This is a genomic window from Chryseobacterium sp. CY350, from assembly GCF_027945075.1.
In the GTDB taxonomy this organism is placed as follows: Bacteria; Bacteroidota; Bacteroidia; order Flavobacteriales; family Weeksellaceae; genus Chryseobacterium.
Map to the genome: position 1 here is coordinate 3846992 of NZ_CP116034.1, position 26209 is coordinate 3873200.

Annotated in this window: 26 protein-coding genes; 12 read left to right on the forward strand and 14 right to left on the reverse strand. The window is 35.0% G+C overall.

Features of this window, described 5'->3' with window-relative positions; genetic code table 11:
- Positions 1–39: 39 nt before the first annotated feature.
- The 3 genes from PGH12_RS18030 (at position 40) to PGH12_RS18040 (ending at position 1770) form a co-directional block, all read left to right on the forward strand.
- Positions 40–372, forward strand: coding sequence for a HopJ type III effector protein (locus tag PGH12_RS18030; RefSeq protein WP_267598226.1), 333 nt, complete (start codon positions 40–42; stop codon positions 370–372).
- A 178-nt stretch (positions 373–550) separates the two neighbouring features.
- Positions 551–1570: a helix-turn-helix transcriptional regulator gene (locus PGH12_RS18035; RefSeq protein ID WP_267598225.1), complete on the forward strand. Its 1020-nt coding sequence runs from the start codon at positions 551–553 to the stop codon at positions 1568–1570.
- A gap of 68 nt (positions 1571–1638) precedes the next feature.
- Complete coding sequence (locus tag PGH12_RS18040) at positions 1639–1770, forward strand: hypothetical protein (RefSeq protein WP_267598224.1); 132 nt, start codon at positions 1639–1641, stop codon at positions 1768–1770.
- A gap of 48 nt (positions 1771–1818) precedes the next feature.
- Here the strand turns inward: PGH12_RS18040 and PGH12_RS18045 are convergent, their stop codons facing one another.
- Positions 1819–3009 carry a DUF1501 domain-containing protein gene (locus tag PGH12_RS18045; RefSeq protein ID WP_267598223.1) on the reverse strand — a complete coding sequence of 397 codons (1191 nt, stop codon included), beginning with the start codon at positions 3007–3009 and terminating at the stop codon, positions 1819–1821.
- 52 nt (positions 3010–3061) lie between these two features.
- Positions 3062–4435, reverse strand: a complete 1374-nt coding sequence (locus PGH12_RS18050) for a DUF1800 domain-containing protein (protein WP_267598222.1) — start codon at positions 4433–4435, stop codon at positions 3062–3064.
- Between the two features lie 239 nt (positions 4436–4674).
- Between PGH12_RS18050 and PGH12_RS18055 the strand changes: the two genes are divergently transcribed.
- The 7 genes from PGH12_RS18055 (at position 4675) to PGH12_RS18085 (ending at position 11817) form a co-directional block, all read left to right on the forward strand.
- The gene (locus tag PGH12_RS18055; protein WP_267598221.1) at positions 4675–5238 is read left to right on the forward strand and encodes a hypothetical protein; all 564 of its coding nucleotides are present in this window, start codon (positions 4675–4677) and stop codon (positions 5236–5238) included.
- Positions 5239–5351: 113 nt separating this feature from the next.
- A complete protein-coding gene (locus tag PGH12_RS18060) occupies positions 5352–6407 on the forward strand; it encodes a glucokinase (RefSeq protein ID WP_267598220.1) in 1056 nt (351 codons plus the stop codon).
- A 141-nt stretch (positions 6408–6548) separates the two neighbouring features.
- Positions 6549–7115, forward strand: a complete 567-nt coding sequence (locus PGH12_RS18065) for a YceI family protein (protein ID WP_267598219.1) — start codon at positions 6549–6551, stop codon at positions 7113–7115.
- Between the two features lie 78 nt (positions 7116–7193).
- Positions 7194–7805 carry a YceI family protein gene (locus PGH12_RS18070; RefSeq protein WP_267598218.1) on the forward strand — a complete coding sequence of 204 codons (612 nt, stop codon included), beginning with the start codon at positions 7194–7196 and terminating at the stop codon, positions 7803–7805.
- Positions 7806–8049: 244 nt separating this feature from the next.
- Entirely contained in the window at positions 8050–8691 is a 642-nt protein-coding gene (locus tag PGH12_RS18075) for an alpha/beta hydrolase family protein (protein ID WP_267598217.1), read from the forward strand.
- A gap of 110 nt (positions 8692–8801) precedes the next feature.
- A complete protein-coding gene (locus PGH12_RS18080; RefSeq protein WP_267598216.1) occupies positions 8802–10148 on the forward strand; it encodes an ammonium transporter in 1347 nt (448 codons plus the stop codon).
- 250 nt (positions 10149–10398) lie between these two features.
- Entirely contained in the window at positions 10399–11817 is a 1419-nt protein-coding gene (locus PGH12_RS18085) for an L-serine ammonia-lyase (protein WP_267598215.1), read from the forward strand.
- A 110-nt stretch (positions 11818–11927) separates the two neighbouring features.
- On the opposite strand, the gene PGH12_RS18090 is transcribed toward PGH12_RS18085, so the two are convergent.
- The 11 genes from PGH12_RS18090 to PGH12_RS18140 form a co-directional block, all read right to left on the reverse strand.
- Positions 11928–13310 carry a serine hydrolase domain-containing protein gene (locus PGH12_RS18090; protein ID WP_267598214.1) on the reverse strand — a complete coding sequence of 461 codons (1383 nt, stop codon included), beginning with the start codon at positions 13308–13310 and terminating at the stop codon, positions 11928–11930.
- A gap of 6 nt (positions 13311–13316) precedes the next feature.
- Positions 13317–13880, reverse strand: coding sequence for a YIP1 family protein (locus PGH12_RS18095; protein ID WP_267598213.1), 564 nt, complete (start codon positions 13878–13880; stop codon positions 13317–13319).
- A 2-nt stretch (positions 13881–13882) separates the two neighbouring features.
- A complete protein-coding gene (locus tag PGH12_RS18100; protein ID WP_267598212.1) occupies positions 13883–14155 on the reverse strand; it encodes a DUF2089 family protein in 273 nt (90 codons plus the stop codon).
- Positions 14156–14289: 134 nt separating this feature from the next.
- Positions 14290–15135 carry a prephenate dehydrogenase gene (locus tag PGH12_RS18105; protein ID WP_267598211.1) on the reverse strand — a complete coding sequence of 282 codons (846 nt, stop codon included), beginning with the start codon at positions 15133–15135 and terminating at the stop codon, positions 14290–14292.
- A 270-nt stretch (positions 15136–15405) separates the two neighbouring features.
- Positions 15406–17685 carry a cation:proton antiporter gene (locus PGH12_RS18110; protein WP_267598298.1) on the reverse strand — a complete coding sequence of 760 codons (2280 nt, stop codon included), beginning with the start codon at positions 17683–17685 and terminating at the stop codon, positions 15406–15408.
- Positions 17686–17786: 101 nt separating this feature from the next.
- On the reverse strand, positions 17787–18509 hold the full coding sequence (locus PGH12_RS18115; RefSeq protein ID WP_267598210.1) for a LytR/AlgR family response regulator transcription factor: 723 nt from the start codon (positions 18507–18509) through the stop codon (positions 17787–17789).
- Complete coding sequence (locus PGH12_RS18120; protein WP_267598209.1) at positions 18475–19248, reverse strand: histidine kinase; 774 nt, start codon at positions 19246–19248, stop codon at positions 18475–18477. Before PGH12_RS18120 ends, PGH12_RS18115 begins: the two co-directional genes overlap by 35 nt.
- 10 nt (positions 19249–19258) lie before the next feature.
- Positions 19259–19630 (reverse strand): hypothetical protein, encoded by a 372-nt coding sequence (locus PGH12_RS18125; RefSeq protein WP_267598208.1) that lies wholly within the window; start codon positions 19628–19630, stop codon positions 19259–19261.
- Positions 19631–19644: 14 nt separating this feature from the next.
- On the reverse strand, positions 19645–20838 hold the full coding sequence (locus PGH12_RS18130; RefSeq protein WP_267598207.1) for an alanine dehydrogenase: 1194 nt from the start codon (positions 20836–20838) through the stop codon (positions 19645–19647).
- A gap of 70 nt (positions 20839–20908) precedes the next feature.
- Complete coding sequence (gene tsaE, locus PGH12_RS18135; protein ID WP_267598206.1) at positions 20909–21316, reverse strand: tRNA (adenosine(37)-N6)-threonylcarbamoyltransferase complex ATPase subunit type 1 TsaE; 408 nt, start codon at positions 21314–21316, stop codon at positions 20909–20911.
- A 136-nt stretch (positions 21317–21452) separates the two neighbouring features.
- Entirely contained in the window at positions 21453–22364 is a 912-nt protein-coding gene (locus tag PGH12_RS18140; protein ID WP_267598205.1) for an alpha/beta hydrolase, read from the reverse strand.
- A 147-nt stretch (positions 22365–22511) separates the two neighbouring features.
- Between PGH12_RS18140 and dnaG the strand changes: the two genes are divergently transcribed.
- Positions 22512–24482 carry a DNA primase gene (gene dnaG / locus PGH12_RS18145; protein WP_267598204.1) on the forward strand — a complete coding sequence of 657 codons (1971 nt, stop codon included), beginning with the start codon at positions 22512–22514 and terminating at the stop codon, positions 24480–24482.
- Between the two features lie 156 nt (positions 24483–24638).
- Positions 24639–25325, forward strand: coding sequence for an ATP-dependent Clp endopeptidase proteolytic subunit ClpP (gene clpP, locus PGH12_RS18150; RefSeq protein ID WP_267598203.1), 687 nt, complete (start codon positions 24639–24641; stop codon positions 25323–25325).
- A gap of 115 nt (positions 25326–25440) precedes the next feature.
- Here clpP and tpiA read toward each other — a convergent pair whose 3' ends face one another.
- Positions 25441–26202, reverse strand: a complete 762-nt coding sequence (tpiA, locus tag PGH12_RS18155; protein ID WP_267598202.1) for a triose-phosphate isomerase — start codon at positions 26200–26202, stop codon at positions 25441–25443.
- Positions 26203–26209 lie beyond the last annotated feature (7 nt).

A 26209-nucleotide genomic window follows, 5' to 3' on the forward strand; every position in this document is an offset into this window, starting at 1 on the left:
CTATGAGCCTTAAATTTTAATACTAAAAAATAAAAAAATATGTTATTTGAACAATTAGAAAAATCGGCGCAGGAAATTCAATTTAAAGAAGTCATTGCTTTTATTGATGAGCATTACGATTTTACTCCGACAAAATTTACCAACGGAAATACGGTGAATCAGGCGGATCAAAACAACGGTTCTTGTAAGGTTTTCAGTTTTGCGAAACTGAATGATCTGTCGAAGCAGGAAACATTAAATCTTTTCGGGGAGTTCTACAGAGAAGATGTTTTGAAAAATCCGGAGGGAACGGATCATCAGAATATCAGGAATTTTATGGAGTTTGGCTGGGATGGAATTTCTTTTGAAGGGCAGGCTTTGAAGAGGAAGTAAACTTGTAAAAACAATAGATTCTTGGCAAGAACAACACGCTTAACCACCCCGTCAAAAATTCTTTGAATTTTCGCCACCCCTCCAGAGGAGGGGAATTCTTTGCGCCTTAGTCTTGAACTCAACCTTAATTTAATCATTGCCTTAACCTTAAACTTAACCTTTACCTTAACCTCACTCTATGTCGTCAAATAAAAATGCTTTGATCCGTTACAAAACTTTAGATAAATGTCTGAAGAATAAGTACAAACAATATACTCTGGAAGATTTAATTGAAGAATGTTCTGAGGCTTTATTTGAATTTGAAGGTAAAGAGTCTTTTGTCAGTAAAAGAACAGTGCAGCTTGATCTGCAGAATATGCGGAGTGAAAAATTTGGCTATGAAGCACCGATTGAAGTTTACGACAAAAAATATTACCGCTACAGTGATCCCGATTACAGTATTCATCAGATTTCTGTGAATGAAAATGATCTGAAAGCGATGAATAATGCGGTGCAGATTTTAAAGCAGTTTAAAGATTTTTCGATGTTCAAAGATATGAATGGGGTGATTCAGAAACTGGAAGATTCTATTCATTCGACCAATCAAAAGTCGATTATTCATTTGGATAAAAATGAACAGTTGAAAGGTTTGGAGCATATTGATATTTTGTATGAGGCAATTTTAAATAAGAAAGTTCTCAATATTTTATATAAAAGTTTTACGGCAAAACAATCTAGTAATTTTGTTGTGCATCCGCAATTGCTGAAAGAGTATAACAACCGTTGGTTTCTGATCTGTCTTCACAAAGGAAAAATGTATAATCTCGCTTTGGACAGGATGGAATCTATTGAAGTGGATGAAAAAACTCCTTACATCGACCAAGATCTTGACGGAGACGAATTTTTCAAAGATATTGTGGGTGTAACGGTTTCAGATACGATGAAACCTAGAAATGTGTTTTTTTTTGTAGATGCATCGAATACACCTTACATCAAAACAAAACCTGTGCACAAAAGTCAGGAAGTGGTAAGTGAAGACGAAGACGGAGCAATTTTTAAAATCTGTGTTCAGATCAATTATGAGCTCGAGCGGCTTCTATTGGGCTTTGGAAACTGTCTGATCGTTCATAAGCCAAGAAATCTGAGGTTGAGAATGGAGGAGAAATTTAAAAATGGTCTAAAAAATTATCAGAATCTAATTATTGAAGATGAGGTTTAGCAGATTGAGATTATTTCTTCTCAATTTTTGTGGCGCAGATATTGTAATGTTTTTGAAAAATAAATATTATGAAATCTAGAATATTAAAAGCGGTACTTGCAATGGTGGTACCAATCGTCATTGATTATGTGATCAAAAAATTTACTGAAAAGAAAGATGTGGTGAGCGATCCAAACAGACAGATTCCTTCGCCGCACTAAAAAAATTAACTTTATACTTTCTGAGTCCTGCATTTTGTAGGGCTTTTTTTATATAAAATCATAAACGCCGTTTTTCCAGCCCAAAACTTTTGATGAATCGGCATTGAGCCAGTTTTTGAGAATGGTTGCATATACTTTTCTGAAATCTTCTGTATAGATTAAGTCTCCTTCATTCAGATTCTGTAAATCGGGGAGCGCGTTGAGAATTCCTTTCTTTTTTAAACCACCGCTGATGAAAAACATTTGATTGGCGGTTCCGTGATCAGTTCCTTTGCTTGCATTTTGGGCAACACGACGACCGAATTCTGAAAAAGTCATGAGTAAAATATCGTTAAACAATCCGTTGGCTTTCATATCTGCAACGAAAGATTTTACTGCCTCGTTGATTTCTCCAAAAAGTTTTTGCTGTCTTTCATTTTGATTGACGTGCGTGTCGAAGCTTCCGATTGAAAGATAATAAACCTGCGTGTTGATGTCAGATTTTATCAGTGATGCAACAGTTTTAAAGTCTTTTCCAAGTTTGGAATTCGGGTATTCCTGAGTGGTTTTTTTAGCTTTACTTTTCTCGAAAATATAATCGGCATTGTTTATAGTTGAGCCTAAAGTTTTGTATAAATAAGAAACCGTCTCATCATCATGATGATGATCGCTTTCATAAAGTGATTTGAAATATTTTTCCTGACTTGTCTGATACAGTTTTTTAGGATCTTTAAAGGCAAAAGCTTTGTTATTTTCACCTTTTAAAGCTAAACTCAACATATCGTCAACTTCCAGAGCCTGAGTTGGATGCTCGCATTTATAGCACTCTTCATCCAGGAATCTTCCGAGCCATCCCGTTTCTAAAAATTCGTCGCTTTCACTTGCAGAATGCCAAATATCCATGCTTCGGAAATGCGATTTGTCGGGGTTTGGATAGCCAACATTATTCATCAATGAAAGTTCACCATCATCGAATAATTCTTTAAAATAAGATAGAGCCGGATTAATTCCGGTTTCATCATTTAAAGCTAAAGAATCGTTGATGGCAATGTTGCTTCTTTCTTTAAAGTATATATCATTTTTTGTGGGAATGATCGTGTTCAAACCATCATTTCCACCTGTAAACTGAAGGACAATCAGTATTTTCTGATTCGGGTTTAATGCATTATCCAACGTCATCGACTGTAGGAAATTGGGAATAAACAGTGAAGCTGTTGCCAACGAGCTAATCTTTAAAAAATCTCTTCTTTTGATGATCATAATTTCTTTGCTTTGATGTATTTAAAACTAATTTTCTCCAATTCCCAACTCATCACATCAACTGATATTCTGGCGTTGACATGAGGTTGATGATATTCATTTTGATGCTTTGATCTGAAAATTGTTGAACAGTATTCATATCCAAAGAATCTGAATTGACGATCAGATAGTCTTCTGCTTTTTTCGAGGCTAAAACTTTTTCAACTTTCGCCCAGTCAATCGTGATATTCGGGCTTTTAAAACTTTTATTTAAAGCTTCACGGGATTTCATTCCCATATCCATATCATCATCTTCCTTTGCAGAATATTCCATTGGTCTTAAGCCCGACCATATTTGCGGGATCTGAAGACGAAGCATTAAAGTCGAACTGTCGATCCATGATTTTCCGTTGGGCCAGCCCGCAACATTTGGTGGATAGAGCAACATTTGGCCGAGAAGTTTCTGGTAAACGGTAATGTTTTCAGGATTTTGAATTTCCATAGGAAGCATTCTCATCATTCCGGCGAGAAGTTCGGTGGGTGATTTTATTCGGTTTCCGATATTTTTTTTGTTGTAAAACCATGTGCTTGAAAATATTTCGGTCATTAGTTTTTTGATGTCATATCCCGATTCGTAAAAATTTTTACTGAGAGTTTTAATGATTGCTGAATCAGGTTTTTCGTTTACAAAGAAAGTGTAGATCTTTGTCGTGATAAAATCAGCTGTAGTTTTCTGTTCCAAAATAATATTTAAAACATCATCACCTGTGAAATTTCCGGTTTTTCCGAGGAAGGTTTTTGAGCCTTCATCGTGTTGTTTTTTTCTTTGAATAAAATTGCCTTCTTTATCATAACCCCAACCCGTAAAAGCTCTTGCAGCCTCGCGGATGTCTTTTTCGGTGTAATTTCCTCTTCCCATTGTAAAAAGTTCCATCACTTCGCGGGCAAAATTTTCGTTGGGATGATCTTTTTTATTCTGCTGATTGTTCAGAAACTGTAACATCGAAGGTGAACGACTCACTTCAAAAAGTAAATCTTTGAATGTACTTAAAGATTTTTCTCTGATAACATTCAGAAGCTGTTGATTGAATTTCGGATTGTTGATTCTTGTTGCAAAATGTCCGTGCCAGAAAAAAGCCATTTTCTCGCGAAGCTGTTCGCTGCTGGTGGTCATTTTTTTGAGGAAATTTAGATTAAGCTCGTTATTCTGCTTCTGATTCACTTTTTGGATTTCTCTTCTTTTTACAGCGTTGGCTTTAGGATCATTGTATTCTACTTGCTCAATATCAGGCGTTTGGTAGATAACTGGTGAGAAGGTTTCTTCTTTGAAAACTTGCTTTAAAATTGCCATGATGGGTTCATTTTTCAAATGATCAATCTGCTGAATTCCAGGTCCGAAACCGGCACGCCATAGTAGATGTTTGTTGTGAAGAAAGTTGGTCACCATAATCCTGATTTTATTTTTGATGTTCAAATAGAGAATAGGTTAAACTATATAAACAAATATTAAAGATAATTTATTGTTGTAACCATATAAAGTTAAACAAGTATTTAATTATTAAAAAACATAATATTTTGATTTTTAGTGAATTATGTTTTTCCGGTGTTTAATAATCGTCTTTAGTGAATTATTTTGGCATGATTTTTACATCTCACTTTTCAGTAAAATTTTAAAAAATCAGAGTTATGAAAATGTTTAAACAAACCATAGTAGCAGCTGGAATTCTTACAGCAGGTTTAGTAAGTGCGCAGAGTGCTCAGATGAACAATATGATCAAAGTAGGTGCAACGGCTGGTATTGCTGTTCCTTCAGATAACGTTTCTGCCGCAGTAGGTGTAGATGTGGCATACCAGAATTTGATCACTCCGGGATTCGGTTTAGGTATTGCAACAGGTTATACACACTATTTTGGTAAAGATAATAACGGGTACGATAATAACGATGTAGGTGTAGTTCCTGTGGCTGCATTATTCAGAATTTATCCTAAGCAGACAGGTTTCTATTTTGGTGCCGATCTTGGATACGGATTTTTAGTTGGTGATGAAAAAGTTGCAACCAACTCCGGAACAGACCGACCAGATGGTGGTTTTTATCTAAAACCTGAAATAGGATATCACAACAGAGACTGGAATTTCTTCCTTCAATATCAGAAAGTATTCTCAGGAAGTAACGGCGATGTAGCTGGCCAAGACTATAATGTGGGCAGCATCGGTGCAGGATTTTCTTACAATATTCCTTTAGGGAAATAATATAAAGTTTTATAATTAATTATAAACCAAACCTTTTCTAGTTTTTGAAAAGGTTTTCTGTTACCTAGCGGGAATTACCAAAACAATTATTATATTTGATAAAATTTGCGATTATGAACTTAAATCCTAAATTTCCACTTTTTTTACCGGGAGTGAAAAACAGCAATAACGATAATGTTTCAATCATTGGTGCAAACCTTCGTGAAGATATTACCACGGTCGCTTATTATATCTCCGGAAATGGTGGGATTGAAACTAAAATTCAAAAAAATTACCCTACAAAAGAATATTCTTCTTTTTCTGATATTCTCAAGCAGTTTGTGCAGGAAGAGCAGTTAGAAAACGTGAAACGTTTAGGTATTTCTGTGCCCGGACCAGTGTTGAATGGGAAAAGTAATCCCGCAAGATTAGGCTGGAGTCTTGATATTGAAGAGTTTAAAAATACTTTCGGTGTAGAAGATGTTTGCATGCTGAATGATCAGGAAGCAGCGGCTTATGGTATCGCACTTCTGGAGGACAGTGATCTGGATGCTATCTATAGCAGCGGTCATCTGGAAAAAGGAAATGTTGCCATTTTAGCTCCAGGAAACGGACTCGGTGAAGCAGGATATTTCTTCGACGGAAAATATCTGAGACCTTTTGCTACAGAAGGCGGTCACTCAGAATTTTCACCAAGAACAAATGTTGAGGTTGAATTTTACCAGTTTCTAAATAATATCTACGGAATTGTAAGTTGGGAAAATGTACTTTCTAAAACAGGATTGTTTAATATCTACAGATTTCTGAGAGACGTGAAAAGACATCCTGAACCGGAATGGCTTTCTGAAAAACTGAATAACGGTGACGGAAATTTCACGGAAGAAATTTTTAAGGCTGCTATGGAAGAAGATGTAATGATCTGCAAAATCGCATTAGATACATTCCTGGAGTTTTTGGCGAGAGAGGCGAACAACCTTACATTAAAGTTAAAAGCAACAGGTGGTTTATTGATTGCAGGAGATATTCCACAAATCATCAGACAATATATCGATAAAGATAAATTTTACGAGAAATTTAAGATCAGCGATAAGATGGAAGATATGCTGAAGAATATTCCGATCTATCTCATCAATACCGACAGTACCAGTATTAATGGTGCTGCACTTTACACCGCTTATTATAAAGACTAAAATATTGCTCCGAAGAAATTCGGAGTTTTTTTATGGATTATTTTAGTCATAGAAATTATTTGAGATATTGATGTAGATCAAGATGAAATATTCGATAAGATAATTACATTTGCAGCAATAAATAATTAAATAATTTTATTCATGAAAAAAATATTCTTGGTAGCGGTTTTATCGAGTGGTCTTGCTTTCGGTCAGTCAAAAAAAGTAGTAACATCTGATGTTCACTGGTGGGGTTATAAAGTTGCTAAAACTGAATCAAGCTCTCACGACGGAACGGTAAAAGTAAAATCCGGAAATATGATCATGAAAGGGAACGAGCTTGTAGGCGGAGATTTTGTTTTGGACATGACTTCTATTAATGCTACAGATCTTTCAGGCGAATATCAAGGTAAACTGAATGGTCACCTTAAAAACGGAGATTTCTTTGAAGTTGAAAAATTCCCGAATGCAAGTTTTAAAATTACTTCTGTTAAGAAAAACAGTGATAAAGTTTACAACAAACTGGTAACAGGAAATCTTACCGTAAAAGGAAAAACGAGCCCTGTTTCGTTCCCTGCAAAAGTAAATTACTCAAACGGAGTGGTAAGTTTAGAGTCTAATAAATTCTCTTTTGACAGACAAAAATTTGATGTCGCTTACAAATCTTCTATGAAAGACGTTTTTGTGAAAGATGATATCGATATGCTTGTAAAAGTGACAGCAAAATAATTTAATCAAAAAAATATTATTAAAAGTGTAGAAGTTCTACACTTTTTTTTATTTTTGTTGAATTGTAAATAAAAAAGAATGAAAAGATTATTATTGTTTGTGATGATGTGTGCGAGCATTTCATTTGCATTTGCTCAAAAGAAAGGAGATAAAATTTCAAAAGTCGTTACATCCGAGATCAAATGGTGGGGTCATAAAGTGGTAAAAACCGTTCCGACTTCTCATTACGGAAGCTTGAAGCTGAAAAGCGGAAAATTTACTTTCGATAAAACGGTTTTAGTAGACGGTGAATTCATAATTGACATGAGAAGCCTTACTGTTGCAGATTTATCGGGTGCCGATCAGGAAAAATTAACCAATGATCTGAAAGGATACACTTTTTTTGAGGTTAAAAAATTTCCTACAGCTAAATTTCACCTGAAAAAAATAATTCCTTTGGCAAACAGCGAATACAATTCTACGATTGTGGGCGATATCACTATTAAAGGTATTAGAAAAACAATTTCGTTCCCGGCAAACGCTCATGTTACGCAGTTTACGGTAGAAATAGAGTCTTCAAGATTTTCTCTAAACAGAAAAGACTTCAAAGTATTCTACCAAAGTTCATTGAAAGATTATTTCATCAAAGATGAGATGGATATTCAGTTTAAACTTTCTACTCAGAAAATTGACAACGAAAGACCGAGATAAGGTTAAAATTTTCATAAATCATAATGCATAGCTTTTATCAAGCTGTGCATTTTTTTATTTTAGTACAACGAATCGATTGGTAATAAAAAATATCAGCAATTAGCTCCTTAAAAAACTTTGTTGACTTTGCTAAGTGGAACGACATTGCGAACGAAAAATATGCAGAAAAAATTTAAAGAAAAACTTAATGAACTTTGCGTTTAAAGAAAACAGTTTGATTTAAATTAAAATTTAAAAAGTACAGATGAAAATATATGTAGTAAGTGGTTTGGGAGCAGATTTTAAAGTGTTGGAAAAACTAAAATTTCCTGAGCAACACGAGATCGTTTTTCTGAATTGGCTGATTCCCGAGTTAGATGAAAGCTTTGCAGATTACGTCGCTAGAATGTCTGAGAAAATCGATACCAGTGAGCCTTTTTATCTTTTAGGATATTCTTTCGGCGGAATTATGGTGCAGGAACTGAACGCTCTAAAACCTGCTGAAAAAGTGGTGATCATGGGAAGTATAAAATCTGATAAAGAAAAATCCCGATTGATTAAAATGGGTGAAGTCACTAAAATCCCAAAATATTTGCCGCTTCGTCTTTTTAATGATCAAACTTCTGTTTTCTATACAAGACTGAGAAAGTTTTTTGATCCGAAAAATCCAAAAGTTATTGAATATTTTCAGGTAAGAGATCCGTATTATTTGAAATGGTCTGTTGAAAGAATCTCAGAATGGAAATTTCAAGAAAATCCTAATGTCATTCAGATTTTGGGCGACTGTGATATTGTTTTTCCGATTAAAAACTCAAAACCAAATTATATTATCAAAGGCGGAACTCATCTTTTCCCGGCAACCAAGTACAAAGAAGTTTCCTCGTTGTTAGCTGAAATTTTTATTTAAATTTAATTTTAGTCTAAATTATTAGGGGTAAATTTGTTTTTAGTGTTAATTTATTTAAATTTACATCTAATTTTTTAGGGGTTAAGATTAAATTTAATAAAAATACACATATGAAAGTTGGCTTAAAATGGAAGGTTTCGTTTATTATCATAACTTTAGTAGCAATTGGCGGACTTTTCTGGCAGCCAAGTGTTGACTTTCCAAATACCGGAGATTTTTTAGGTCAGGAAAATATTGTTGGATCTGATGTCGCGTGGATTTTAGCTGCAGCCGGACTTGTACTTTTGATGACTCCCGGACTTTCATTTTTCTATGGCGGTATGGTTGGCAAAAAAAACATGATTTCTACCATGCTGCAAAGCTTTATCGCTTTAGGTGTGATTTCTATTTTGTGGATTGTTGTTGGCTTCTCACTGTCTTTTGGAGATTCTCTAGGTTTTGAAATCGATGGTGAGCATTACGGAATTATCGGGAATCCTTTTACCTATCCTTTTTTTAATCATGTGAGCGTTTATCCTCACAAAACGATGGCCTCTACCATTCCATTCATCTTATTTGCTTTATTTCAGATGAAATTTGCGGTGATTACTCCCGCTTTGATCACGGGTTCATTTGCTGAGAGAGTCCGTTTTATATCTTATCTATTATTTATGGTGCTTTTCAGTCTGTTCATCTATACGCCTCTCTGTCACATGGTTTGGCATCCGGAAGGCCTTTTAAATAAATTTTTCGGGGTTAAAGATTTTGCGGGCGGAACAGTAGTTCACATGAGTGCAGGTTTTGCAGCTCTAGCTGGAGCATTTGTTTTAGGAAACAGAAAAAATCCGCATCACGAACCGTCAAATATTCCATACGTTATTTTAGGAACGGGGATGCTTTGGTTTGGCTGGTTCGGTTTCAACGCAGGATCGGCTTTAAGTGCAAATGCAACGGCGGCAATCGCTTTTGGGACTACAACCATCGCTTCAGCTTCTGCAATGATGACGTGGATCTTTTTCGACCGAATCAACGGCAGGAAAGTTTCTGCTTTGGGAGCCTGTATCGGTGCTGTCGTAGGATTGGTAGCCATCACTCCTGCGTGCGGTTTTGTGTCGATTCAGGAAAGTTTATTTATAGGATTTATTGCTGCGATTGTCTCAAATCTAATGCTCAATTGGAAATCTTTGAAGAAAATAGACGACACTTTAGACGTTTTCGCCTGTCATGGTGTAGGAGGAATTATGGGAATGATTTTAACTGCGATTTTTGCGCACGGAGAAAATGCAAGTCTTCTTCACGGCGGAATTGGAGTTTTTGCACATCACATGATGGCTTTGCTTTTGGTTTCAGTGTTTACATTTTTTGGTTCTTTGCTTTTATACAAAATTACCAACCGAATTATCACGCTCAGAGTTTCCGAAGAATCTGAAAACATTGGACTGGATATGTCTCAACACGAGGAAAGTCTGAAATGGTAGTTTAGTTTTAATTAGAGTAATTTTTATTGTGGCAGCTTTATCCGCCTTCCACTCCCGCTTTTTTGCCTCCGCTTTGCTCCGGCAAAAAGAGCTCCGTTCAAGTCGGGCTGCGAAATTTGTGCATAGTTAAGGAGATGGTTATAAAAAGTAAGATTTGTAGGTATTAGATTTAGTTTTAAACCATTTGTAACAATTCATTTCTTTAGAATTTATCGTGTATATTTGCTTTTCATGAAAATGAAAATCACGTATGGAATCTATATCGGTTTTTGAAATTATAAAAGTAGGAATTGGCCCTTCCAGTTCGCACACAATGGGACCCTGGAATGCTGCGTCGGCATTCATCAGAATTATAAAAAGAGAAAGATCAATTGCTGAAGTAAAAGAAGTTTTTCTGGAATTCTTCGGTTCACTTGCAAAAACAGGGATTGGCCACGGAACAGATATCGCCGGAATGTTGGGTCTGAATGGGGAAGATTTTAAAACCATCAACACTTCAAAGATCGACGAAATCGTGCATCATATTAAAACTTCAGAAATTCTAAATTTAGGCGGAGAAAAAGAAATACCTTTCGTATACGGACATCATTTGGTGCTCAATATGTCTCAGTCTCTTGATTTTCATCCCAACGGAATGATCTTTAAAGCCTTTTTTGAAGACGGAACAGAACTCGTTCAGGATTTTTATTCTGTAGGCGGCGGTTTCATTGCCAGTCAGGAAAAAAATTCGATTGAAAAACAGTGTGTACGAACATTATATCCTTGTCATCACGGTTCAGATATTTTAAAATATTGCGAAAAATTAGGATTTGATAAAATGTCGGATCTTATTTTAATCAACGAAGAAAGCTGGAGAACTCAGGAAGAGACTAGAAAAGAAGCCTTATACATTTGGGAAAATATCAAAGAATGCATTTACAAAGGTGTAAATAAAGAAGGTATTTTACCGGGCGGACTCAATGTTACTAGACGAGCTGCCGGAATCAACAGAAAGCTTCTCGGAGAAAAAATTTATAAAAGTAAAGAACAATGGTTTCAGCAGGTTGTTGACGCCGAAGAAAACTTTACCAATATCAACAAATGGATTTCCTGTTTTGCGCTCGCTGTCAATGAAGAAAATGCCAGTTTTGGTAGAATCATCACTGCACCAACAAACGGAGCAAGCGGAGTAATTCCTGCAGTTTTGATGTATGCACAGGCTTTTACACCGCATACAAGCGACGACGATATTGCGAGATTTTTATTGGTCGCCGGAGAAATCGGGACTTTATTCAAAAAAAATGCAACTATTTCGGCTGCAATGGGCGGCTGTCAGGCAGAAGTCGGAGTTTCATCGGCAATGGCAGCAGCAGGTTTAACCGAAATTCTTGGAGGCAGTGTAGGTCAGGTTTTGATGGCCGCAGAAATTGCTATGGAACATCATTTAGGTTTAACATGCGATCCGATTCGTGGTCTTGTGCAGATTCCTTGTATTGAGAGAAATACAATGGGCGCGATGAAAGCCATTACTGCAGCGAATATTGCATTAGAAAGTGATCCTGCAAAAGCAAAAGTAAGCCTGGATCAGGTAATTCAGACGATGTGGGAGACAGCTCTGTCGATGAATGATCGTTTTAAGGAAACTTCGGAAGGCGGTTTGGCGATCGCAGTAAACGTTCCCGAGTGTTAAAATAAAGTAAAAATATCTTACGATAAAAAAAAGATGTCGACGTTTCAATGAATCGTCGATATCTTTTTAAGTTGATAAATGAGCATATCAATTTTTTAATTGTGACTAATTCATTTTTGCAATTCATAATCTTTTCCATATAAAAAACTAAGAATTGCAATGACGAATTCATTTCCTGCAATGCCGATTCGATCAGCGTTTAGAGAATAGGAAACAGAGATATCGTCTTCGCCATTATAAATCATTAGAGAATTTGTACCGTACGTTCCGCCGCTGTGGCCTACAAAAATTTTATTGTGAAAAGGTACAATCGCGAGACCTTTTCCAAATCTTTTGTCATCGGGCATCATTGATTCTAACGACGTTTCAGAAACTATTTTACGGTCAAAAATTGCGTTAATGATCAGATTTAAATTATATGGCGTCGTGGCTATATCGCCAACGCCAACAATATTGCTGAAGTCAAAATCTGTAACTGGAATCCATTTTTTGTCGTAAGAAAAAGGTTTGTAAACGTTGCGCGGTTTTTTGCTAGCTGTATAAAATTGTTTGATTTGCAGAGGTTTTATAATGTATTGATCTAAATTTTCCTCATAAGATTTTTGGGTAACCTTTTCTAAAATTTTCGTTAAAAGGTAATATCCGGAATTTGAATATTGCTGCGATTTACCAGGTGCAAACTGTAAGCCCTGCTCAATAATTCTGTTGATAATCGCTTGATCTGCAGTCTTTTTTTCGAGCCATCTGGGTTCGGTTTTTCCCTGTATATAGTCACCGAGTCCCGAACTGTGATTGAGCATTTGTGAAATTGTAATTTTATCAGCTTCAGGGATTTGTGGAAAAAATTGGGAAAGTTTATCGCTAAGATTCAGTTTCTTATGATCGATTAGATTGAAAATCATGACGGCGGTCATCGTCTTGGTAATAGAGCCAATCTGAAATGTCTCGTTTGTTTTTTTAAATTCAGGAAGATTTTTTTGACCGAAATTTCTGTTATAAATCTCTTTGCCATTTTTAAATAGAGAGATTTCTCCTGCTTCTGCATTGTTATTCTCTAAATAAGAAAGAAAATAATCAATCTTTTTCAATCTTTCCCCAATATCGGCGAGTTTTAAGAGCTCAGGAGTTTCGTCCTTGTTTTTTGCTTTGTCAAAAGGTTTGAGAATCAAAGGTAAAGTTAGTCCGTTTTGATCAAAGGTTCCGATAATCGCAGAATCTTTCAGTATTCCTTTAAATTTCGCATTCATTGCTGCATTTTCAAACCTTAGCTCGTTGTTGATAAAAGATGTCTGATCGAGGGGAATTCCTTCTGCACCCTGTAGCGGACTGTCTAACGTAGAACTGTAAACATTGTTTTCATGTTTTATATTAATAATTAATGGCAGCTTAGTTCCCTGAATTTCAAGTTCACCCTTCCACGAACCGATAATTTGTTGCGAAAAAACTGAATTAAAGATCAGGAAGCCGAATAGAAGTAAAAATCTGTTTTTCATAATAGATTATAGAATTTGCATGGTAATCATCAAGCTTAAAAGTAAAAGGGCAAAGATCACAATGTGACGCCAGTTTTTCATATTTGTAGCGGTTTTAAAACCGTTATAAAGTATTGCAATTCCATAAGCTGATACCGCTAACGAAAAGAAAGAGTACATAGTGATGATCAAAAGTACGAGAGGCTCAATTTCTAAAGATTGATTTTTTACCGAATTCATAATCTGTTCCTGAGAATCGCTAATAATAGGAATTTCAGCGGTAATCAAAAGAAAAATACTCGTAATCTGTGATATCAAAATTGGGTTTACAATATCGATCAATCTTGTTTTTCTGTTAATTATTTTTCCAAAAATGAAAAATACAGCGACGTTGATCGCATAAACCATCAATGTTGATAAAATAATCTTGGTTAAAGAATCCTCGGAATCAATTAATGCAAAATGGAAAAGGCTGTCTGTCTGAAGTCCGAAATAATAGGCTGTTAAAAAAACAACAATTACGGAAACAATGCCTGTGATAAGCAAAGTTTTATCATCAAATTTAAGAAGCGGATTGAATATAGTTTTCAAAGTCATATTTTGGTTTTTAATTGATTAATCTTTTCAATCAGATCGTCCATTTTATTTCTCATCGTCGGGTAGGAGAGATCGGCCTGTTTTGCCATTTCTTTGATACTTCCGCTGGAAAGAAAGAAATTAAGAATAAAATCCTGCTCATCTCTAGCTAACTTTAACAGTACAGGAAGCTCATAATTTCCGTTGACTTCAGTGGTACATTCCGGGCATTTCATCTGGCTTACCTGAAGTGTATGATCACAGCTCGGACAAATTATTGGTAACTTCATCAATATTTATTTCTGTAAAAGTAATAAATATTTTAATAAAGTTAAAAATATATTTAATAAAGTTAAAAATTATGTTATTTAATAGGTTTAAAAAAAACTTCCCGAAAGAAGTTTAATTTATTTTAAATGAAATTTTATTTATCTAAAATTCCTCTGATCTTATTGGCGTTTTCTATGAGTTCGCTTAAATATTCAAAGTTTTCTTTTTCCAAAGCAGATTTGAATTTTTTTAATTGAGAAATATGTTCATTTAAAACATCCAAGACATTTTCTTTATTTTGTTTAAAAATGGGAACCCACATTTCGGGATGAGATTTTGCCAGACGAACTGTACTCGAAAAACCCGAACTCGCCAGCTGAAAAATCGTTTCTTCTTCTTTTTCTTTCTCCAAAACTGTATTGGCAAGCGCATAAGAAGTGATATGAGAAATATGTGAAATGTACGCAGTGTGAAGGTCATGTGCGTCAGCATTCATGTAAATTAAATGCATATCTAATTTTTCTACAACTTTTTGAACCAAACTCAAAGCATCTTCAGCAGAATCTTCACGATCACAAATTACACCTGCTTTCCCTGAAAAACTTTCGGCAACAGCAGATTTCGGACCTTTATTTTCCGTTCCCCACATCGGATGAAACGCAACAAATCTAGATCGTTTCTGATTGTTTTTCACTGAATTTACAATCCCTGCTTTGGTAGAACCAACATCCATCACGGTTTGCGATTCTGATATTAAATCTAAAACTTTGGGAAGAATTTTTCTTGCCGCGTCCACAGGAATCGCAATGATAATTAAATCTGAGTATTTAATTCCATGTTCAAAATCTGCTTTTTTGTCGATGATGTTTAAAGCCAAAGCTTCTTTTAAATTATCTTCATCATTGTCGATTCCATAAATAAAATCGACCGCTTTTTTTTCTTTTAATTTTAATGCAATTGAACCTCCGATCAATCCTACACCGATAATGCTAATTTTCATTTCCTATATTTTAAAAATAAAAAACCCCGTCCGAGAACGAGGTTTTAAGTTATATAACAAGAATCTCTATCCCAAATCTGAGCTGAAAATTCTATAATAATATGTTCTGTTTTTGTTAATCACAAAGCGAAGATAGGAATTTTTTTTAATTTGAGTTAAAAAGTGAATGATGAATTTTGCTTCGCAACGAATAGTCAATTCTAAAATACAGTGATGAAATTCATTTTCCAAGAAAAATTGATTTGTAAAACAAAATTCATAATTTACAATTTAAGTATTACTAATGATCAATGTTGACGGAATATCTGAAAGCCAAAGACTTTTTGATTCGATCAGTCCGCGCCAGCTTTTTTTGCTGATAAGCATCAGATCCTGTGACTGTAAGAATTCTTTTTCAATCTTCTTATCGTTATATAAAGTAATGTGATTGGGTGCGACCTGTTCAATGCTTCTGATGAGTTCTTTTACTTCAATATTACTTCTGATCTGTCCGGCAACATCCAAAATAATGACCTGAGAATTGTTGTTATTGATCAGTCTTTTAGCAAATTCAAGCAAATAAAAATCACTTAAATTAAATATTGGAACAAACACTTTTTCAGCCGAAGCGAAGCTTTTATCTACTAAAACTCCTACCGGAATATTTGTTTTGTCTAAAATCTGAAGTGTAAAATCATCAAATGGAGAATTGTTGAAAATATTACTTTTACCTTTTACGGTATTCAGTAATTTTTCAGGATTAATGATTTTTGTGGTAAATCCTAAAAGTCTTCCCAATAAACTTCCTTCATACATCGATTTTCCTAACATGATCAAAAGTAAATCGTAATTTCCTTTGTTTGAAATACTTGTGAGATCACTTTCAATATCAGTTGACGCTTTGAAAAGTGTGGTCACTTCCACGCGAAGATCCTTAGAAGTTTCTATAATACTTTTGAACTGCTCATTCTCGTATTCATTGATTTCATACGTATGCATTTCATCTACCGGAGCAATGTTCATTGCGGTTATACTCTTGTTGCCGTTCATTTTATACGTGAAATCATTGGCTAATTTCAAAAGAGTACTTCCGGATTCGGGGTTGTCAAAAGACAGCAGAACCCGATATTTAGAATCATTGTTATCATCATTATTCTGTTCATCATTCTTAGATTTAAAGATATAATTAATTAAATCTAAAGCCGGGCCAGTCATAAATGTAGTAAATAATGCCATAATAACCATCATCGCAAATATTTTAGGACTCAAAACACCAAGATCATACCCAATATTTAAGACAATAAGTTCCATTAAACCTCTGGTATTCATTAAAGCTCCGATCGTTAAACTTTCTTTCCAGTTGATACCGAGAAACTTAGCGGTTAATGCACTTCCTGCGAATTTTCCGACCACCGCAACTAAAATAATCGCACCTGCTGTCAACCACAAATGCCCTTCGTTTAATAATCCGATTTGTGTACGAAGTCCTGTAAACACGAAGAAAAGTGGTAACAAAAGTACGAGAGCAACATCTTCTATTTTATCAATAAACAAAGATCTGAATTTCGCATTTTCGGGCATGATTGCTCCTGCCATAAAAGCCCCGAACAAAGCATGAATTCCGATGACTTCTGTTGCATAAGCTGATAAAATAAGCGTCAGAAAAAAAATAGCAACCATCGGTTTGTTGATCGTATTTTTCTCAGCCTGAAGATCTCCGATTCTTTTTAAGAAAGGTCTTACAATTTTGATCATTAAAAATACGTAACCGATTGCCATCAAGATCACGTAGATCGAACTGGCAAAAGAACCTGCTTTTACAATTGCAATCACCGCCGCCAAAATACACCAAGCTGTAATATCATCTGCTGCGGCACAAGTAATCACGATCGTTCCTAATTTCGTTTTCTGAAGATTTCTCTCCTGAACAATTCTTGCTAAAACAGGAAAAGCTGTAATACTCATTGCGATGGCAATAAATAAGGCAAATGAGGTAAACTGAATTCCTTCCGGAGCAAACTCTTGGTAAATGAAATAAGAAAGACCGATTCCCAATGCAAAAGGAATGATGATACTTGCATGGCTGATGACAACCGCATCGTGCGCTTTTTTTCTTAGAACACTCAAATCAAGCTCCATTCCGACGATGTACATGAAAAGAATTAATCCGATTTGGCTTAAAAACTGCAAATTTCCCAATGATTCTTTTGGGAAAAGAAATGCAGAAAATTCTTGGAAATACATTCCTAAAAGTGAAGGTCCGAGAATAATCCCGGCAATCATTTCACCAATTACGCTGGGCTGTTTTATTTTAATACAAATCCAGCCAAATAATCTTGCCGCCAAAATGATGGTGACGATCTGCGCCAATAATAACGCTAAAGGATGATGAAGATTGGTCTGAAAAGATTCCACAAAATTATCCCAGGTAGAACCATTATGAGATTGAATGATGATATTTTCGCCTGCTTCCAAAGTTTGTCCTTGTATCAAAAACCAATACATCAGACAAGAAAAGACGACGATAGTTACGACATAAAAGATGATATTCCTATATTTTGAAAAACGCATATTCCCAATATTTCTGTACAAATTTGAAAAATATAAAATAATCTACAATACTGGTTTTTTTTAAATGTAATGAATCTTGCGAATAATGTAATAAAACGAGATTATTTGTTTCCAAATACTTCCAGTAAAGCATTTTTATAGGTTTCGCCGACGTGAAGTTTAAGGAAGTTTTCTTGATTTGTCTTAATATTGGTAACTACTTCGGTTGTTGAAAAAATTTTAATTGCCGAGATGGCGATGATTTCTTTTTTGTTGATTTGAGCAAAATCTTTTGCAGGCAACATTTCTAAGAGTGACCTGAAGTTAAGATTTTTTAAAATGATGTTAGAATTGTCTTTAAGGGTAATTTCTTTATCGCGGCTGTCGATTTCAGAAGTTTTAATGTGGGCAATTTGCTCTGTGAAAATAATTGTCTTTCCCATATTGGTATTCCAATCTATAAAGTCTTTTTTCGCGGAATTCGAATTGATTTGTTTCACTTTTTCAAATGCCTGTATCAGCCTTTCTTTTTGGATGGGCTTTCTTACATAATCTACAACATTCAGATCAAAAGCTTCTGCTGCATATTCTTTATAAGCTGTTGTAAAGATTATTTTCTTTGAATCTGAGATGCTTTCTGCCACCTGAAGGCCGTTCATTCCGGGCATTTCAATATCTAAAATGCAAACGGTACAGTCGAGATTATTTATTTCGCTGAAAAAAATTTCAGGATTATTAAAAGCTTTCACTACTTCCACGTTTTCTATTTGTTCGCAAAGAAGTTTCAGATAGCTTATAGCTAAAATTTCATCATCTAATATAACGCACTTTATCGTAGAACTCACCGAGATTTATTTTTAATTCTGCTGTGAAGATACCATTTTTTGAACTTCTGTTGAGCTCATAAAAGTTATTGTAGATCATTTTTAAACGCTGATCAAGAGACTGACTTCCGAAACCGCTGTTTTCTTTTTCCAAAACATTTTTAAGAGATGCTTTGTTGCTTACCTTCATTGTGAAAATTCTGTTTTCCAGCTCGAGCTGAATCGAAATAAAAGAATCCTGAGCCAAAAAATCTGTATGTTTAAAGGCGTTTTCAATTAAATCTACAGAAAGTAAAGGAGCAAAAATTTTTTCTTCGTAAATGGCATCCTGCTGATCGATATTAGATTTTATCCTGAAATCAAAAAGCGGATTGATTTTGATTTTATTAATTTCAATAAGACTTAAAGCAAAACTGAATTCCTCTTTTGGGCTTACAAATTTTTTGTTGCTTTCGTACAGAATATAATCCAGAACATTAGCTAATTTGTCAAGCGACATATACGTCTGATAAGCATGAGATTGTACCGAATTCAGAATGTTTTTAAAAAGGTGAGGATTCAGTTTAGTTCCTATTTGTTCCAGCTGAACTTCGTTTAATCGTTGTTCAATCAGCTTGTTAGTTTCAGAAAGTTTACTATTTTTCTTCCTAAAATTTTGATTTTTACTGAATAAATAAACGCTAACAGATACAAAAAAAAAGATGGCGAAAATTCCGACGAAAATCAGATAATCGTGAATCATGTAATAATCACCGTCCATCGAAGTTCAGTTATTTTATTTTTTTTAAGCTTAGCAATTGGGCTTCCTCAGCACATTTTTCGAATACCACTTCAAATTTTGGATTCTCCTTTGGATAAGAAATCAGATAGTCCGGACATGGTTTTTTCTGTGCATGACTTCTGTCAAAGTCCACTTTTCCCTCAGTAATAATGCTGTCTTTTAAGAATTTTTCATTGACTTTTAGAGCAGCCATCTCAGCTCTGAAATTTTCAGAATATTTAAAATCTTTAGATAAAGTTTCTGCAATGACACGGCTGTTAGGTAAATATCCGCTGCAGCTCACGCCTTTTTTATTTAGAACAAAAAATACAATAATCAATCCGGGAATAAGACCGATTAAAAAGAATTTGATTTTTTTCATACGAAGAATAAATTCTAAAAAATTAAAAGATTGATGTCATGATACGTTAGTCCGAAACGGTCGCAGATTACTTTTTTGGTGTGTCTACCTTTGTACATATAAAGACTTTGCTTCATTTCGTTTTTTCGCAGAAGCATGTTTTCAAAACCACCTTCTATATCGTAATTTAAAATATAAGAAAGGAAAAAATTTGAGATCGCTTTTGTGGTTGTTCTAGGCATTTTTGAAGTTAAATTCGGAAGTCCGCAATGTATAACGCCGTGTTTGATGATGTAAGGATCTTCCATCGTGGTAAGCTCAGAAGTTTCTATAACTTTACCATTGTCGATGGCGATATCAATGATGACGCTGCCTTTTTTCATTTTGCAAACCATTTCTTCTGTTACGATGGGCTGCATATTTAATCTTGGAAGTGCTCCTATCACCACATCTGCACGTCTGAGGCTTTTGCTTAATTCTTTAGGATCAATGATTGAAGTCGGAACTCTGCTGTCGACCAAAGTGTGAAGTCTGCGCAGTTTTGAAAGTGAATTGTCAAAAACTTTCACGCTCGCTCCCAAACCGATTGCAGCTTTAGTTGCAAATTCACCAACGATTCCTGCACCTAAAATAACAACTTCTGCAGGTCTTACCCCTGTAATTCCTCCAAGCATTAAGCCGTTTGATAATGCCAATAATTCTGAAGCATATAAAATAGAAACCGTACCGGCAATTTCGCCGATCAGTCTTACCAAAGCCAATTGTTTGTACTCGTCAGCAATAAATTCGAAAGCAATAGCGTTAATTTTTTTCTCTGCAAGTTTCATAAAATAATCTTTATCTCTAAGATTAATTTGTAATGCAGAAACCAGATAAGTATTTGGTTTAAAGTAATCTATTTCTTCGTCAGTTGGCGGATTAATCTTTAAAATCAAATCCTGACTAAAGGCTTCTTTGGGATCTTTGGTAATAATGGCTCCCGATTCTGAGTACTGAAGATCTGTAAAAAACGAACCTTTTCCCGCACCGGATTCTACGATAATCTCATGACCGTGCTGTATCAAAACCTGCACTGCGTCTGGTGTAATACAAGTACGTCTTTCGTTGAGACATGTTTCTTTGGGAATTCCAATGCTGAATTGTTTGCCCTTTTTGATGACTTCCAACTTTTCCTCCTTTGGCATCAGTTCTTCCTCGGAAAAAGGAGTAAAAATATTTGTAGTACTCATTTTAAATTCAATTATGACTTACAGAAAATTTATAATTCTAGTGATTTATCAGAACAAAGATACATAATATTTAGTCGAAACTGATTTCTCTGCTTTCACCATTGTTATGAATGCTCATGGTATGGAATTTCAGACCGTATAGCTCCTCTTCGTAAATTTCCGGCCATTCTATGATGCATAAAAACGAGTTGTCTAGATATTCTTCAATGCCAATATCAAATACTTCTTCTAAATTTTTCAATCGGTATAAATCAAAATGATAGACTTTTCCTTTCGGCGTATTGTATTCATTTACAATAGAATAAGTAGGAGAGTTTACTTCATCCGTACTTTCTAAATTTTTAAGTAAAAACTGAGTGAATGTAGTTTTTCCGGCACCCAAATTTCCTTTTAATAATAAAATGGGATGTTGAAGTTGAGGAAGGATTTCTTCTACAACTTTTTGCCAGTCTTCTATCTGTTTTATATTAAATTGCATGAGCAAAGATAATTATTTGTGCTAAATTTTTGATTTCCAAAACATGAACTTTTCTTTGAGATTATAAAATGCCGAATATTTTAGTCTTTAAATAATTTGAAGTTGATCGTGGAAATGAGATTTAAATATTATTGATTTACTTTAAACTCAAGATCCACTGATACAGATTGTCTGTCCAGTTTTGAAGATGCCCTTTTCCAATTGCCAAACCAAAACCGTGACCTCCTTCCGGAAAAATATGCATCTCCACCTTTACTTTTTCTTTCTGCAAAGCTTCATAAAAGACGATACTGTTTTTTACGGGTACTGTTTGGTCATCTGAAGAATGTATTAAAAATGTTGGCGGAGTTTTACTGTTCACATGGAGTTCGTTAGAATAATAATTTATCAGCTCTTGACTTGGATTTAGTCCTAATATGTTTTCCCTCGAGCCTTGATGTCCAAATGCTGAATTCATAGTAATCACGGGATATACTAAAATCATAAAGTCTGGTCTTGCGCTGATAGATTCAGTTTCTGATTTTGGCAATTTGTCTTCACTGTCAAAATGAGTTCCCAATGTCGAAGCAAGATGACCTCCCGCTGAAAAGCCCATAATTCCAATCTGGTTTTCAGAAATATTCCATTTTTTGGCATTACTTCTCACAATTCTTATGGCTCTTTTAGCATCTTGCAGCGGAGCTTCGTTCGGAATAATTAATGATTTTGATACCGGAAGTCTATATTTTAAAACAAATGCGGCAATACCTTTAGAATTAAGCCATTTAGCAATATCAGTACCTTCGCCGTCATAAGCTAAACCTTTGTAACCGCCTCCCGGACAAATAACTACCGCTTTGCCAGTTGCTATTTTTTTGGAAGGCAAATAGATTTCTAATGTAGGTTTTTGAACATTTTCGAGCCACAAAATATCTCTTTCAGTTGAAGTTTCTTTTTCCTGAGTGGTTTTTTGATTTGGAATCTGTATGCCCCAAAGTGGAATTATTTCTTGACCGTAAAACATAAAAAATGATGAAAATAATAAGCTGAGCGAAAGAATTTTTTTCATTGCTGAAATTTTTATTTAATTGTTTTCAAATTTAAGGCAAATTAGGATTAATCTGTCACTTTGTAAGATTCTAAATGTTACAAATATAAAATTTCAGAGCATTATAAAATTAGCCCAAACCAATACTGAAATTTGTATTTTTGCCATATGATTTCCAAGCAGACGATAGATAAGATATTCTCAACAATCCGGGTAGAAGAGATTGTTGGAGAATATGTACAGTTGAAGAGAGCGGGATCCAACTTCAAAGGTTTGAGTCCGTTTCATGATGAAAAATCGCCAAGTTTTGTGGTTTCTCCAAGCAAACAGATCTGGAAAGATTTCTCGACAGGAAAAGGTGGAACTGCGATTTCTTTTTTAATGGAAATTGAAAATTTTACTTATCCTGAAGCACTTCGCCACGCCGCAAAAAAATACGGAATCGAAATTGAAGAAGATCAGCGTGAGTTTTCCGAAGAAGCGAAAAATGCTCAGTCTGAAAGAGATATTCTCTACAAAATTCATGAAATTGCCAATGAGTATTTCCAAAATATTTTGTGGGAAAATGAAGAAGGCAGATCGATCGGTTTATCTTATTTCCGGGAACGTGAACTGAAAGATGACATCATCAAAAAGTTTCAGCTAGGATATTCTCCCGAAAAGAAAAACGCATTTACAGAATTTGCTTTAGATAAAGGATATTCCAAAGAAATTTTAGAAAAGTCGGGGCTTTCTATTTTCCCTGAAAATTCTCCCGCAGGAATCGACCGTTTCCGTGAAAGAGTAATGTTCCCGATTCACAGTTTTTCGGGACGAGTTTTAGGTTTTGGAGCTAGAATTCTTCGAAGCAATATTAAAACTGCCAAATATCTCAATTCGCCTGAAACAGAAATCTATCACAAATCAAATGTTTTGTATGGTTTAAACCAAGGTAAACAGGCGATTTCCCGGAAAAATATCTGTCTTTTGGTGGAAGGATATATGGATGTGATTTCGCTTCATCTTTCTGGAATTGAAAATGTGGTGGCGAGTTCCGGAACTTCTTTAACGACCGAACAGATCAAATTAATTAAAAGACTTACTGAAAATGTAACCATTCTTTTTGACGGTGATAATGCCGGAATTAAGGCAAGTTTCAGAAGCATTGATATGTTACTGACAGAAGGAATGAATATTCGTGTTTTGCTTTTTCCGGAAGGTGATGACCCCGATTCTTTTGCCAGAAAACATCCGCAGGATTATGTGGAAAAATTCATCGAAAATGAGGCGATGGATTTCATCGACTTTAAAGCTGAAATTTTATTAAAAGAAGCTGGAAACGATCCTATAAAAAAGGCTGAGGCAATTAGAAATATTGTAAAATCGGTAGGTTTCGTTCAAAATGGCTTGAAAAGAGAGGTTTATTTAAAGGAAGTTTCAAATAAATTTGGTCTTTCTGAACAAAGTCTGTTTAATGAACTTGATATTCAGAAGCAGATTACTCAAAATCAAGCTCCAAAAAGTCAGCCCAAAGAAAATATTCAGCCAAAACTGGAAATTGTTCCCGACAGTATAGAACAAGTTGATCCTATTATGTTCGATTTGTTGAAACAGGAAAATAATCTGGTAAATCTGATGCTTAATTTTGGTGACGTCGTTCTTCACAGAGAAAACGAAGAGAACGAAAACTATGACATTACCGTTATTGAGGAAATTCTTCATCATTTTGAGGAAGAAAACTATGAGTTTCAGGTCGAATTAAATAAAATTATCATCGACAGCATCAAGGAAGGAATTCAAAATGAAGAATTAAGAAAAGGTAACTTTTTTGTCACTTTTATGGATGAGAATATAACTTCGAAAGTTGTAGATGCCATAATGCCGTTAAATGATCTTGAGAATTGGGCTTCGAGAAATATATTTCCGCCCAATTATGGTGACAAAATCAGTACTCAGGTTGAAGGCGATATTTTAATTCATAAATTCAGATATATTGATTATTTAATAAAAAAAATCGGCGAAGATCTCCCAAATCAAGTCAATAATGAAACTCAATATTTTGACTCTATCAAAAAAATCACGTTGCTGAAACAGGCTTCCATGCAGTTGTCTGAAATTTTAGGCTATTCTCCGATCAAAGGAATTTATGTGAAAAGATAGCACATTTGGGATCTGAATAGAGCGGTATTTAAGTTGAAAAATTTGAGATGTAACAATTAGAATTATAAGATAACTGCCAAAAAGTCTTATAAAATTTTAGGAATAAAAGTTGTAAATTACATCTTAGTTAAATTTAAAATATATACCAATAGAAATATGGACATTAAAAAAGAATTCAGAGATTTCTCTGTAAAACATTTAGGAAACAGCGGTCTTGCTACCGATCAGTATATGGGAATGTATGGCCCTACAAACCTTACGCCTTACATTATGGAAGAAAGAAGGATGAACGTTGCACAAATGGACGTTTTTTCTCGTCTGATGATGGACAGGATTATCTTTTTGGGAACAGGAATTGACGATCAGGTTGCGAACATCGTAACCGCTCAGCTTTTATTCTTAGAAAGTGCTGATCCTTCGAAAGATATTCAGATCTACATCAATTCTCCTGGTGGAAGCGTTTACGCTGGTTTAGGAATTTACGACACGATGCAGATCATCAAGCCAGATGTTGCTACGATCTGTACAGGTATTGCCGCTTCAATGGGAGCTGTCTTATTGGTTGCGGGTGAAAAAGGAAAGCGCTCTGCACTGAAACACTCTAGAGTGATGATTCACCAACCTTCAGGTGGCGCACAAGGTGTTGCTTCTGACATGGAAATCAACTTGAGAGAAATGTTGAAGCTGAAAAAAGAATTGTACGACATCATTTCTGAACATTCCGGACAAACTTACGAATGGGTAGAAAAAGCGTCAGACAGAGATTACTGGATGACTTCTACTGAAGCGAAAGAATTTGGAATGGTAGATGAGGTTTTACAGAGATCAAAAAAGGAGAAATAATTTCCACAAATTATAAAAAAACACGTCAATTGACGTGTTTTTTTTATTTCAATAGAAACGGGCTTTAGCCCGTTTGCAGTTTTTAATCAATTCCTATGGCTTTAGCCAAATTTTATTATGGATTAAAACCTTCAATAATCTTTGAGAAATCTTCGAGTTTCAAAGCAGCTCCGCCGATTAATCCACCGTCAATATCTGGTTGAGAGAAAATTTCTTTAGCATTATCCGGTTTTACAGAACCACCGTAAAGAATAGACACTTCGTCAGCAACTTCCTGTCCGTATTTTTCAGCGATAATGCCTCTGATGTGAGCGTGAATTTCCTGCGCCTGTTCCGGACTTGCAGTTTCACCTGTCCCGATTGCCCAAACCGGTTCGTAAGCGATCACCACGTTTTTAATTTCGTCAGCAGAAAGGGTGAAAAGTGCAGTTTCAGTCTGAGTTTTTACAACATCTAAATGTTGTCCTGCTTTTCTTTGTTCAAGCGTTTCACCATTACAGTAAACAGGAATTAAACCTTTATCTAAAGCCAATTTCACTTTTTTATTGCAGCTTTTGTCGTTCTCACCGTGATATTGTCTTCTTTCAGAATGTCCGATTAGAGAACCAGTAACATCGATAGATTCTAACATGTCTGCGGAAAGTTCTCCCGTGTAAGCACCGCTTTCAAATTCGCTCATGTCTTGAGAAAAAACTCCGATTTCATCTTTCTCGAAAATATCTTTTGCCATCATTAAATATAAAGATGGGGGAGCAATCCAAACCTCACAGTTGGTTTTATTTTCATTTTTATAACCTAATAATTGAATCATTAATTGTTGAGCATCAATGACGTTTTTATTCATTTTCCAGTTTCCTGCAACTATTTTTCTTCTCATAGTTTAT

What these genes read in the sequence shown, in the direction of transcription:
- PGH12_RS18030 (WP_267598226.1), top strand. Translation starts at nt 40, where the DNA reads ATGTTATTTGAACAATTAGAAAAATCGGCGCAGGAAATTCAATTTAAA.
- PGH12_RS18035 (WP_267598225.1), top strand. Translation starts at nt 551, where the DNA reads ATGTCGTCAAATAAAAATGCTTTGATCCGTTACAAAACTTTAGATAAA.
- PGH12_RS18040 (WP_267598224.1), top strand. Translation starts at nt 1,639, where the DNA reads ATGAAATCTAGAATATTAAAAGCGGTACTTGCAATGGTGGTACCAATC.
- PGH12_RS18045 (WP_267598223.1), bottom strand. Translation starts at nt 3,009, where the DNA reads ATGATCATCAAAAGAAGAGATTTTTTAAAGATTAGCTCGTTGGCAACA.
- PGH12_RS18050 (WP_267598222.1), bottom strand. Translation starts at nt 4,435, where the DNA reads ATGGTGACCAACTTTCTTCACAACAAACATCTACTATGGCGTGCCGGT.
- PGH12_RS18055 (WP_267598221.1), top strand. Translation starts at nt 4,675, where the DNA reads ATGAAAATGTTTAAACAAACCATAGTAGCAGCTGGAATTCTTACAGCA.
- PGH12_RS18060 (WP_267598220.1), top strand. Translation starts at nt 5,352, where the DNA reads ATGAACTTAAATCCTAAATTTCCACTTTTTTTACCGGGAGTGAAAAAC.
- PGH12_RS18065 (WP_267598219.1), top strand. Translation starts at nt 6,549, where the DNA reads ATGAAAAAAATATTCTTGGTAGCGGTTTTATCGAGTGGTCTTGCTTTC.
- PGH12_RS18070 (WP_267598218.1), top strand. Translation starts at nt 7,194, where the DNA reads ATGAAAAGATTATTATTGTTTGTGATGATGTGTGCGAGCATTTCATTT.
- PGH12_RS18075 (WP_267598217.1), top strand. Translation starts at nt 8,050, where the DNA reads ATGAAAATATATGTAGTAAGTGGTTTGGGAGCAGATTTTAAAGTGTTG.
- PGH12_RS18080 (WP_267598216.1), top strand. Translation starts at nt 8,802, where the DNA reads ATGAAAGTTGGCTTAAAATGGAAGGTTTCGTTTATTATCATAACTTTA.
- PGH12_RS18085 (WP_267598215.1), top strand. Translation starts at nt 10,399, where the DNA reads ATGGAATCTATATCGGTTTTTGAAATTATAAAAGTAGGAATTGGCCCT.
- PGH12_RS18090 (WP_267598214.1), bottom strand. Translation starts at nt 13,310, where the DNA reads ATGAAAAACAGATTTTTACTTCTATTCGGCTTCCTGATCTTTAATTCA.
- PGH12_RS18100 (WP_267598212.1), bottom strand. Translation starts at nt 14,155, where the DNA reads ATGAAGTTACCAATAATTTGTCCGAGCTGTGATCATACACTTCAGGTA.
- PGH12_RS18105 (WP_267598211.1), bottom strand. Translation starts at nt 15,135, where the DNA reads ATGAAAATTAGCATTATCGGTGTAGGATTGATCGGAGGTTCAATTGCA.
- PGH12_RS18110 (WP_267598298.1), bottom strand. Translation starts at nt 17,685, where the DNA reads ATGCGTTTTTCAAAATATAGGAATATCATCTTTTATGTCGTAACTATC.
- PGH12_RS18120 (WP_267598209.1), bottom strand. Translation starts at nt 19,248, where the DNA reads ATGGACGGTGATTATTACATGATTCACGATTATCTGATTTTCGTCGGA.
- PGH12_RS18125 (WP_267598208.1), bottom strand. Translation starts at nt 19,630, where the DNA reads ATGAAAAAAATCAAATTCTTTTTAATCGGTCTTATTCCCGGATTGATT.
- PGH12_RS18130 (WP_267598207.1), bottom strand. Translation starts at nt 20,838, where the DNA reads ATGAGTACTACAAATATTTTTACTCCTTTTTCCGAGGAAGAACTGATG.
- tsaE (WP_267598206.1), bottom strand. Translation starts at nt 21,316, where the DNA reads ATGCAATTTAATATAAAACAGATAGAAGACTGGCAAAAAGTTGTAGAA.
- PGH12_RS18140 (WP_267598205.1), bottom strand. Translation starts at nt 22,364, where the DNA reads ATGAAAAAAATTCTTTCGCTCAGCTTATTATTTTCATCATTTTTTATG.
- dnaG (WP_267598204.1), top strand. Translation starts at nt 22,512, where the DNA reads ATGATTTCCAAGCAGACGATAGATAAGATATTCTCAACAATCCGGGTA.
- clpP (WP_267598203.1), top strand. Translation starts at nt 24,639, where the DNA reads ATGGACATTAAAAAAGAATTCAGAGATTTCTCTGTAAAACATTTAGGA.
- tpiA (WP_267598202.1), bottom strand. Translation starts at nt 26,202, where the DNA reads ATGAGAAGAAAAATAGTTGCAGGAAACTGGAAAATGAATAAAAACGTC.